A 9,167-nucleotide genomic window follows, 5' to 3' on the forward strand; every position below is an offset into this window, starting at 1 on the left:
AGAACATAAAACGCTTGTTTAATTCCTTGTGTCGCACAAGGTTTTTTTTCGTAAAAAAACGGTTGACAAACGGGTGGGGTTTTTGTAATATACTCATAGAGGTAATGGTAATAACTTATTTTTTTAAAACAAAATATACCCTTATGAGTATAAAGAGGTGATAAAAATGAAGCATATATTGCCACAGGAAGTAGAACAACAATTAAAAGAAGGGCGTGCGCTAAGCATTATTGATGTGCGCGAGGATGAAGAAGTGGCTCAAGGGAAAATTCCTGGTGCTCGTCACATCCCGCTCGGTCAACTACTTGAGCGGATGAATGAGGTGAATAAAGATCAAGAACATATTCTTGTTTGTCGCTCAGGAAACCGAAGCGGTATGGCTTGTCAATTGTTAGAAAGTTACGGATACCGCGTCGTAAATATGACGGGCGGGATGCTTGAATGGACAGGAGAAGTTGAAAAAGGGGAGGGAGTAAAGTGACAATTCACGTAGATTATGTCGTTGATGCGCGCGGACTAGCGTGTCCGATGCCGATTGTTCGTACGAAAAAGGCGATGGAGCAATTACAACCTGGTCAAGTGCTTGAGGTGCAAGCAACGGATAAAGGATCGCTTGCTGATATTCAAGGTTGGGCAAAAAATACAGGACACCAATACATCGGAACGATCGAAGAAGGGGAGGTATTGAAGCATTACCTTCGTAAGGTGAATCCTACCGAAGTGAAAGAAGAAACAAAATACCCTCATGTCGTCGCTTTAGACGAATTGCAAAGAAAAGTAGAAAACAATGAACAACCGTTTATTTTAGATGTGCGTGAAGAAGCAGAATATGCGTTTGGTCATATACCAGGGGCATATCATATTCCGCTTGGACAATTAGAAACACGTATGAATGAATTAAACAAAAATGAGACGATTTACGTCATTTGTCGAACAGGCAATCGCAGTGACCTTGCAGCCCAACAATTAGCTGAAAAAGGATTTGCGCATGTATTTAACGTCATTCCAGGTATGACAGAATGGAAAGGAACAATGGTTAAAGGGGGAAATGAATAATGAAAAAACGTGTAGCAATTATTGCAGCAAACGGCGGTTTATTTGATGCATATAAAGTATTTAACATTGCAACAGCAGCTGCAGCAACAGAAGCAGAAGTAGCGATTTTCTTTACGTTTGAAGGATTGAATTTAATTCATAAGGAAGCGTATAAACAACTGCCGTTACCAGAAGGAAAAGAACAAATTCAACAAGGATTTGCACAAGCGAACGTCCCATCCATTCCAGAACTCGTGGGGATGGCGCAAGAAATGGGCGTGAAGTTTATCGCATGCCAAATGACGATGGATGTCATGGGATTAACAAAAGAACATTTTGTAGACGGCATTGATGTTGGTGGAGCCGTTACATTCCTTGATTTTGCGAAAGACGCTGACATTACGTTAACATTTTAAGGAGGGAAAAACATGAAAGCGGATCTTGTTGTTGATGCAAAAGGGTTAGCGTGTCCAATGCCGATTGTTCGGACAAAAAAAGCGATGGATACGTTACAATCAGGTCAAGTGCTAGAAATTCATGTCACGGATAAAGGAGCAAAAAACGATTTATCTGCATGGGCGAAATCGGCTGGTCATGAAATGATCGACATGATTGAAGAGGGCGATGTACTAAAATTTTGGGTTCGTAAAGCGTAGTGAACATCGGGAATGCGTCCCGATGTTCAATATAAGGAGTGAGCTAGCATGAGCATAGGTTTTATCGTGACGATTTTTCTCATCGGCTTCATCGGTTCGTTCATTTCCGGCATGGTTGGGATTGGTGGTTCAATTATTAAATATCCGATGTTGCTATATATCCCACCATTGTTAGGCTATGCGGCATTCAGCGCGCATGAAGTATCAGGCATTAGCGCCATTCAAGTATTATTCGCGACGATTGGCGGTGTTTGGGCGTACCGTAAAGGTGGGTATTTAAACAAGACGTTAATTATTTACATGGGAACGAGCATTTTGATCGGTGGTTTCATTGGCGGTTACGGCTCGAAATTAATGAGCGAAGGTGGCATCAATATCGTTTATGCGGTGTTAGCTACTATCGCGGCAATGATGATGTTTGTTCCAAAAAAAGGAATTGATAACATTCCGCTTGATCAAGTAACATTCAACAAATGGCTTGCTGCGTTATTAGCATTCATTGTCGGTGTAAGTGCTGGAATTGTTGGTGCTGCTGGTGCATTTATTCTCGTTCCGATTATGCTTGTCGTATTGAAAATTCCAACGCGCATGACAATCGCGACCTCGCTAGCTATTACGTTTATTTCATCGATTGGGGCAACAGTAGGAAAAATTACGACGGGGCAATTTGATTTTTGGACGGCGTTCATTATGGTTGTTGCAAGTTTAATTGCTTCCCCGATTGGAGCGAATGTTGGTAAAAAGGTAAATACGAAAATATTACAGTTTATTTTAGCAGCACTTATCGTAGCAACAGCGATTAAAATTTGGTTGGATATTTTGTAAAAAATGTTGAAAAGTTCATCCTTTATGTTATAATACTCATAGGGGTATATAAAATACCGGAACATGAAAGGAGGAATAGGAAGATGAAACAAGTCACTGTATATACGACAACAACATGTCCATATTGTACATTGTTAAAAAACTTTTTAGCTGAACGGGGCATTCCGTTTAAAGAAGTGAATTTGCATCAACATCCTGAAGCTGTTGATTATGTTGTTCGTTCGACAGGGCAAATGGGAGTGCCGCAAACAGAAATTAACGGGCGTTGGGTAATTGGATTTGATCCTCAACGAATTATGCAATTGTTGCAACAATAATTTTTTTATCTACATTAATACCCTATTAGGTATAAAGGAGAGGTGGATGACATATGTCAGTATATGCGTTAACAGCACAACAAATAAATGAGATGATTGTAAATAAGGAACCATTTTTCTTATTTGATGTTCGCAATGAATCAGACTTTGCAGATTGGAAAATTGAAGGGGAACAAATTGAATATTTAAATATCCCTTATTTTGAATTAATTGATGGTGTTGAGCCAGTATTAGATCGTTTGCCAAAAGATAAAAAAATCGTCGTCGTTTGCGCAAAAGAAGGATCTTCTATGATGGTTGCGGAAATGCTCGCCGAAAAAGGATTAGAAGTATTTTATTTAAAAGGCGGCATGAAAGCATGGAGTGAATATTTGTATCCGGTTGTCGTATATCAAAATGAAGATATGAAAGTATATCAATTCATCCGAGTCGGCAAAGGTTGTCTTTCCTATATGGTCGTATCAGGAAAAGAAGCTCTTATCGTTGATCCATCACGATTCATTGATGCGTACAAAGAAGTGGCCGAAAAAGAGCAAGTAGCAATTACACATATTGTTGATTCACACTTACACGCAGACCACATTTCCGGTGGATATGCATTAGCGAAGGAAACAGGTGCGAAATATTATTTAATGAAGAGCGAAGGAGCGGTATTTGAATTTGAACCGCTAGAAAATCACGATCGCATCGAGTTTGAAAGAGTAAGTTTAGAAGTATTAGCGATTAAAACACCAGGTCATACTCCGGGAAGTGTATCGTTCTTCGTAAACAATAAATTGTTATTCTCAGGCGATACTATTTTCGTTAGCGGCCTTGGTCGACCAGATCTTGGTGGAAAAGCGCGCGAGTGGGCAAAAGACTTGTATGACACAGTGTATAACAAAGTTGCACAAATTGCCGATGACGTCATCGTTCTCCCTGCGCACTATGCAAACTTTGATCAAGAAGTGAATGAACAGGGATATATCGGTAATACGTTAGGCAACATTCGTCAAATGAATGAAATGATGCAAGGGAAAACGCAAGAGGAATTCGTTGAACACGTGGCGCAGTCAGCATCTTCTGAAACACCGCCGAACTTTGAAGACATTATTGCGATTAACCGTGGTGTGAAAGATGCAACGCCAGAACAACAACAAGAACTAGAAATTGGTCCGAACCGTTGCGCTGTTCACCATACACATTAAAACAAAATACCCCAATTTGTTGGGGTATTTTGTTTCTAGAATGAAAGGAGATGAACAAATGGAAAAGAAGGAGAAAACAACAATTATTTTATTTAGTGGTGATTTAGATAAAGCGATGGCAGCGTTTATTATTGCTAATGGCGCCGCAGCTTATGATCATGATGTGACGATTTTCTTCACGTTCTGGGGATTAAATACATTACGAAAGGAAGAGCATGTCCCTGTGAAAAAAGGATGGCTTGAAAAAATGTTCGGCTGGATGATGCCAAAAGGAGCGAATCGACTAGGATTATCGAAGATGAACATGGGTGGACTCGGTCCAAAAATGATTAAACATGTGATGAAAAAACATAACGCGATGACGCTTCCACAATTAATTGAAATGGCGCAAGAGCAAGGGGTGAAACTTGTCGCTTGTACGATGACAATGGATTTATTAGGCATTAAGAAAGAAGAATTAATTGATGGTGTTGAACTTGGAGGGGTCGCGGCTTATTTAGGAGATGCGACAGAAGGAAAAGTAAATTTATTTATTTAAACCTCGCTTATAGCGAGGTTTTTTTCGATTTCATGAAACTTTTTGGACACAATAGTCGTATACAATGTATGTGAAAGTATTCTCTTTTATTTTCGTTCATTTTTCATTACAATATAAAATGATGGAGGGATGATGTAATGTTTTTTCATCCAATGGATTTTCTTATTTTAATCGCCTTTGCCGTATCTATTTGGGCGCAGTTTAAAGTAAAAGGAAACTTTAACAAATGGTCAGATGTACCTGCCTCAGCTGGTTTAGCAGGGGCAGAAGTGGCACGTCTTATTCTTGACCGTCACGGTTTATATGATGTGCCAGTAGAGCTTGTGCCAGGAACACTTACAGATCATTACGATCCGATTGCTCGCGCTGTTCGCTTATCAGAGCCTGTGTACTATGGTCGTTCGATCGCTGCAGTTTCGGTAGCGGCTCATGAAGTTGGTCATGCGGTGCAACATCAAGAAGCATACGGTGCGCTCGTATTACGTCATCGCATGTTCCCGTTAGTGAATTTTACGTCTGGTATTGCTCCTTTCCTTCTTTTAGGTGGGTTTTTATTACAACAATTTTCTTTAATTGGTCTAGGGATCATTTTATTCTCATTTGCGGTAGCATTCCAAGTTATTACGTTGCCAGTTGAGTTTAATGCAAGTTCGCGTGCAAAAGACTATATGATTGCGGAAGGTATTATTCGCAATGAAGAAGAACGCGGAGTCAATAAAGTATTAAATGCCGCGGCACTAACGTATGTTGCTGCAGCGCTTATTTCGGTGTTAGAATTAATTAAGTATGTGCTTATTTTTGTACAAGGGAACAATGAAGATTAATCAATAGGAGGTGGCATCCGCACGCATGATGCGTGCGGACGTTCGTTGGACATATTTAGTTTATGGATGATCGTTTTTCTTATTGCGCTTACTGGTTTTTTTGTCGCTTCGGAATTTGCGATTGTGAAAGTGCGTCCGTCACGTATCGATCAACTCATTGAGGAAGGCAATAAAAAAGCAGTAGCAGCCAAACATGTTATTACTCATTTAGATGAGTATTTATCTGCCAATCAACTAGGGATTACAATGACATCACTCGGTCTCGGTTGGCTTGGAGAACCAACGGTGGAACGAGCGCTTCGGCCGCTTTTTGATGAGTTTGATGTATCGCCATCATTTGCCCATGGCGCTTCTTTTATTGTTGCATTTGCGATAATTACGTTTATTCATGTCGTTATTGGTGAATTAGCACCGAAGACGATTGCGATTCAAAAGGCGGAAACCATTACGCTATGGACAGCGCGCCCACTTATGTTGTTTTATCGCGTCATGTATCCGTTTATTTGGTTGTTAAATGGGTCTGCGCGTTTAGTCGTTCGTTTATTTGGTTTTCAGCTATCTAATGAACAAGAATTGGCTCATTCCGAAGAAGAGTTGCGTCTTTTGTTATCAGCAAGCTATAAAAACGGAGAAATTAATCATACGGAATATAAATATGTGAATAACATTTTCCGATTTGATGACCGAGTCGCAAAAGAAATTATGGTTCCACGAAAAGAAATTGTTGCGCTAGATGTGAACGATTCGATGGAACATGTGTTACAAACGATTCGTGAAGAAAAGTATACACGTTATCCTGTCATTGATGGGGACAAAGACCATATACTCGGTTTAGTCAACGTGAAAGAGTTGTTTACTGATCTTGTTGTAAACTGTCACGAGCGAAGGCAGTTGAGTCAATATATTCGCCCCATTATTCAAGTGATTGAAACAATTCCAATTCAAGATTTGCTTGTGAAAATGCAAAAAGAGCGTATTCATATGGCCATTTTAGTTGATGAGTACGGCGGAACGTCTGGTTTAGTGACGGTAGAAGACATTTTAGAAGAAATCGTCGGGGAAATTCGTGATGAATTCGACATCGATGAGACGCCGTTGATTCAAAAAGTAGATGAGAACCGTACAATTGTAGATGGAAAAGTGCTCATTCATGAAATTAATGATTTATTCGGCTTAGAAATTGATGATACCGATGTCGACACGATTGGCGGATGGATGTTAACAGAGCGTTATAATATTCGTCCTGGAGAACAAATTGAGTTTGGTGATTATGTCTTCACTGTTATGCAGCTGGACGGCCATCATGTAAAAAAAATTGAAGTGGCGCGTCGTCCGCAAACGGTAGACATCGTAAAAGACGTCAATGAAGAGGCTGCGTTATAATAACGAGCCTCTTTTTATATTTCCAAAAACATCTTCATCGTATAAGGCACGACATGTGATAATCTCTTTCGTAAATGGATGTGGAAACGAAAGAGAGATGGCATGTAATGCTTGCCGATTAAGCCACGGTTTTCCCCCATATAATGTATCTCCAACTAACGGATGTCCGATATAGCTCATATGGACGCGAATTTGATGTGTTTTCCCTGTATCAAGCGTTAGGCGAACGAGTGATACATCTTTTTGCTTATCATATTTGAGACGCTCGTAATGCGTAATGGCATGATCTCCCGTTTTTGATACGCGCCGTCTCGTTGGATGATGGCGATCGCGGCCGATTTTAGCCGCGATTGTCCCTTTTTTCTGTTTGACATATCCGTGAACTAAAGCAATATATGTGCGCTGAATGGCACGTTCGGCTAAATATTTATCGAGAATAGCTCCAGCAAGCGCATGTTTGGCGAACAAAATTGCACCGCTCGTGTCGCGATCGAGCCGATGGACATGACGAACTTTGCTGTGAATGCCTTCGCATTGAAAGTGAAATGCAACCGCATTTGCTAGCGTGTTCGTTTCGCCTTCGTGCGTCGGATGGACGTCCATATGCGCTGGTTTGTTAATAACGAGCACATGCTCATCTTCAAATATAATATGAAGCGGGATATATGTTGGAGCTGGCTCAATATGTTCTTCTTTTATGCGAATGCGAATGCGATCATGAGCTGAAATGATCGTATGAAAAGGAACGAGTCTGTCATTTATTGCTACTCCTTTTGTCATACGCCATTCATGTAACATTTTTTTTGGAACGAACCACTTTGTCCGGAACGCTTGCTCAATAGATAGGCCAACCCAAGAAGATGGGGCGTCAAATATGAACCAGCTTCCTTTTTTCTGTACTTTCATTCGTCTCACTCTCTCTTTACAAGAAATTACCAAACCCAAAAAAGCGGTTGGTGTGTTACAATTTCGTTATAGATTAGGAAAAGAAATGGAAAAAGGTGAGGTCAATTGAAAACCGTCTATGCCGCTACAGAAGAACAAAAACAATATATTGGTTCACTCATTGAACAGTTTTATACGTCCGTTTTCCCGAAATATTTTACAGATAACGAAATTGAAACATTTCAATCGTTAGGCATATTGCAGTTTGAACCCTCTACATATGATGGTACGCTGAAGGAGGCGTTCGCGATTATTTCTGCATTACAATCATTACAAGTCATTATTGAGTATGTCTCTTTCCATCATCTTTCAGATCACTATGAACATCTGTTTCAGCGCAATGTTGAACAGCTAGAACAGCATGGAATTAGTTTTCCGCTCACTCTTGGACATTTTTTGCATAAGAAAGATGAATATGTCAGCATGTATACGAAGCCTGTTCATGCTTGGGTGATGTAAAAAAGCCTTCGCTGTGAAGGCTTTTTTATTTTATTTGTTCAAACCATTGGCGAAATACATCTTCTTCATAATAACCTTCTATGCGTGCAACTTCTTTGCCGTTTTGAAAGTGTACGATCGTTGGCGTTGCTTCAATTCGATATTCGTTCCACCCTTCGTCAAATTCAAGAAGGTTAAATTGCTTCAAGTCGATTCCCATTTCTTTCGCTAATGGTACGACGATTGGTGTCGTTTTTTTACAAAACTCACACGTTGAGCTGTAAAAATAAATCGTCATCGTTTCTTTATTGTTTAATGCTTCTCTTAATTCATCAGGCAAAATAATGTTTTTGTAATTCGGATCATCGAGAAGATCGATCGTGGCAGGATGTAGCTCTTCTTTCCCGAATGGGTTTCCTTCTACTTTTTGTTTTTGGGTATATGATGTAATCCAAGCTAGCGCAATAAATAAAGCGATAATTACACCACCGAAAATAAGCAACTTTTTCATATGTATTTCCCTTCTTTCTCCATTTGAATTACTCGGTAACTAATTACACTAATGAAAATAAAGGCAACCAATGCTAGTAGTGGGATGGTAATAAACCCAAGCCAGTTTAAATAATCTCCTGTGCACGGCACAATGCTACATGATGGAGCGGTATCACGGAAAAATGGGACTTTTTGAATGAAATAATGGTATAAAGAAATCGTTCCACCGATGATGGACAACATCAGTGTATAACGTGCGATAACAAATTGTTTTCGTACGAAAGCCATACCAAGCAAAAATACTTGTGGATACATAAAAATACGTTGGTACCAACAAAGTTCACACGGAATAAATTTTAGTACCTCAGAAAAATAAAGGCTGCCAAGTGTGGCGATCAGCGCGACGCTCCAAGCGGCTAATAAGTAATTTTCTTTATGCATCATCGTCCCACCTTTTTATGTTTTGCTCTTTGTTCATTATAGTACATGGAAAGAAATGATGTAAATTGCGACGATATTTTACTTAC

Annotated in this window: 14 protein-coding genes; 11 read left to right on the forward strand and 3 right to left on the reverse strand. The window is 39.8% G+C overall.

Annotated features, from left to right (window positions below):
• Window positions 1-166: 166 nt before the first annotated feature.
• The 10 genes from V7Z64_RS09530 to V7Z64_RS09575 all read left to right on the forward strand — a co-directional run bounded on the left by V7Z64_RS09530 (window position 167) and on the right by V7Z64_RS09575 (window position 6,765).
• The gene (locus tag V7Z64_RS09530) at window positions 167-481 is read left to right on the forward strand and encodes a rhodanese-like domain-containing protein (protein ID WP_297990654.1); all 315 of its coding nucleotides are present in this window, start codon (window positions 167-169) and stop codon (window positions 479-481) included.
• Complete coding sequence (locus tag V7Z64_RS09535; protein ID WP_297990655.1) at window positions 478-1,056, forward strand: sulfurtransferase TusA family protein; 579 nt, start codon at window positions 478-480, stop codon at window positions 1,054-1,056. The genes V7Z64_RS09530 and V7Z64_RS09535 overlap by 4 nt, the downstream gene beginning before the upstream one ends.
• Window positions 1,056-1,451: a DsrE/DsrF/DrsH-like family protein gene (locus V7Z64_RS09540; RefSeq protein ID WP_003399177.1), complete on the forward strand. Its 396-nt coding sequence runs from the start codon at window positions 1,056-1,058 to the stop codon at window positions 1,449-1,451. The genes V7Z64_RS09535 and V7Z64_RS09540 overlap by 1 nt, the downstream gene beginning before the upstream one ends.
• A gap of 12 nt (window positions 1,452-1,463) precedes the next feature.
• Entirely contained in the window at window positions 1,464-1,691 is a 228-nt protein-coding gene (locus V7Z64_RS09545; protein WP_003399180.1) for a sulfurtransferase TusA family protein, read from the forward strand.
• Window positions 1,692-1,739: 48 nt separating this feature from the next.
• Complete coding sequence (locus V7Z64_RS09550; RefSeq protein ID WP_297990656.1) at window positions 1,740-2,516, forward strand: sulfite exporter TauE/SafE family protein; 777 nt, start codon at window positions 1,740-1,742, stop codon at window positions 2,514-2,516.
• Window positions 2,517-2,599: 83 nt separating this feature from the next.
• Window positions 2,600-2,833, forward strand: a complete 234-nt coding sequence (locus V7Z64_RS09555) for a glutaredoxin family protein (RefSeq protein ID WP_297990657.1) — start codon at window positions 2,600-2,602, stop codon at window positions 2,831-2,833.
• 53 nt (window positions 2,834-2,886) lie between these two features.
• The gene (locus tag V7Z64_RS09560; RefSeq protein ID WP_297990659.1) at window positions 2,887-4,020 is read left to right on the forward strand and encodes an MBL fold metallo-hydrolase; all 1,134 of its coding nucleotides are present in this window, start codon (window positions 2,887-2,889) and stop codon (window positions 4,018-4,020) included.
• A 58-nt stretch (window positions 4,021-4,078) separates the two neighbouring features.
• Window positions 4,079-4,558, forward strand: coding sequence for a DsrE/DsrF/DrsH-like family protein (locus tag V7Z64_RS09565; protein ID WP_297990660.1), 480 nt, complete (start codon window positions 4,079-4,081; stop codon window positions 4,556-4,558).
• 137 nt (window positions 4,559-4,695) lie between these two features.
• Window positions 4,696-5,382: a zinc metallopeptidase gene (locus V7Z64_RS09570; RefSeq protein ID WP_297990661.1), complete on the forward strand. Its 687-nt coding sequence runs from the start codon at window positions 4,696-4,698 to the stop codon at window positions 5,380-5,382.
• Window positions 5,383-5,427: 45 nt separating this feature from the next.
• A complete protein-coding gene (locus V7Z64_RS09575) occupies window positions 5,428-6,765 on the forward strand; it encodes a hemolysin family protein (RefSeq protein ID WP_297990662.1) in 1,338 nt (445 codons plus the stop codon).
• Here V7Z64_RS09575 and V7Z64_RS09580 read toward each other — a convergent pair.
• Complete coding sequence (locus V7Z64_RS09580; protein WP_297990663.1) at window positions 6,760-7,671, reverse strand: RluA family pseudouridine synthase; 912 nt, start codon at window positions 7,669-7,671, stop codon at window positions 6,760-6,762. The two genes, V7Z64_RS09575 and V7Z64_RS09580, sit on opposite strands and share 6 nt — an antisense overlap.
• Window positions 7,672-7,776: 105 nt before the next feature.
• Between V7Z64_RS09580 and V7Z64_RS09585 the strand changes: the two genes are divergently transcribed.
• On the forward strand, window positions 7,777-8,169 hold the full coding sequence (locus tag V7Z64_RS09585) for a DUF5365 family protein (RefSeq protein ID WP_297990664.1): 393 nt from the start codon (window positions 7,777-7,779) through the stop codon (window positions 8,167-8,169).
• Window positions 8,170-8,194: 25 nt separating this feature from the next.
• On the opposite strand, the gene V7Z64_RS09590 is transcribed toward V7Z64_RS09585, so the two are convergent.
• Window positions 8,195-8,659, reverse strand: a complete 465-nt coding sequence (locus tag V7Z64_RS09590) for a thioredoxin family protein (RefSeq protein WP_003399004.1) — start codon at window positions 8,657-8,659, stop codon at window positions 8,195-8,197.
• Entirely contained in the window at window positions 8,656-9,084 is a 429-nt protein-coding gene (locus V7Z64_RS09595) for a disulfide oxidoreductase (protein WP_297990665.1), read from the reverse strand. The genes V7Z64_RS09590 and V7Z64_RS09595 overlap by 4 nt, the downstream gene beginning before the upstream one ends.
• Window positions 9,085-9,167: the final 83 nt, after the last annotated feature.

The sequence above is a fragment of the Anoxybacillus sp. genome, assembly GCF_036834105.1.
In the GTDB taxonomy this organism is placed as follows: domain Bacteria; phylum Bacillota; class Bacilli; order Bacillales; family Anoxybacillaceae; genus Anoxybacillus.

Bases quoted from the DNA above. Each gene is read 5' to 3' on its own strand.
- V7Z64_RS09530 (WP_297990654.1), top strand. From the start codon at position 167: ATGAAGCATATATTGCCACAGGAAGTAGAACAACAATTAAAAGAAGGG.
- V7Z64_RS09540 (WP_003399177.1), top strand. From the start codon at position 1,056: ATGAAAAAACGTGTAGCAATTATTGCAGCAAACGGCGGTTTATTTGAT.
- V7Z64_RS09545 (WP_003399180.1), top strand. From the start codon at position 1,464: ATGAAAGCGGATCTTGTTGTTGATGCAAAAGGGTTAGCGTGTCCAATG.
- V7Z64_RS09550 (WP_297990656.1), top strand. From the start codon at position 1,740: ATGAGCATAGGTTTTATCGTGACGATTTTTCTCATCGGCTTCATCGGT.
- V7Z64_RS09555 (WP_297990657.1), top strand. From the start codon at position 2,600: ATGAAACAAGTCACTGTATATACGACAACAACATGTCCATATTGTACA.
- V7Z64_RS09560 (WP_297990659.1), top strand. From the start codon at position 2,887: ATGTCAGTATATGCGTTAACAGCACAACAAATAAATGAGATGATTGTA.
- V7Z64_RS09565 (WP_297990660.1), top strand. From the start codon at position 4,079: ATGGAAAAGAAGGAGAAAACAACAATTATTTTATTTAGTGGTGATTTA.
- V7Z64_RS09570 (WP_297990661.1), top strand. From the start codon at position 4,696: ATGTTTTTTCATCCAATGGATTTTCTTATTTTAATCGCCTTTGCCGTA.
- V7Z64_RS09580 (WP_297990663.1), bottom strand. From the start codon at position 7,671: ATGAAAGTACAGAAAAAAGGAAGCTGGTTCATATTTGACGCCCCATCT.
- V7Z64_RS09590 (WP_003399004.1), bottom strand. From the start codon at position 8,659: ATGAAAAAGTTGCTTATTTTCGGTGGTGTAATTATCGCTTTATTTATT.
- V7Z64_RS09595 (WP_297990665.1), bottom strand. From the start codon at position 9,084: ATGATGCATAAAGAAAATTACTTATTAGCCGCTTGGAGCGTCGCGCTG.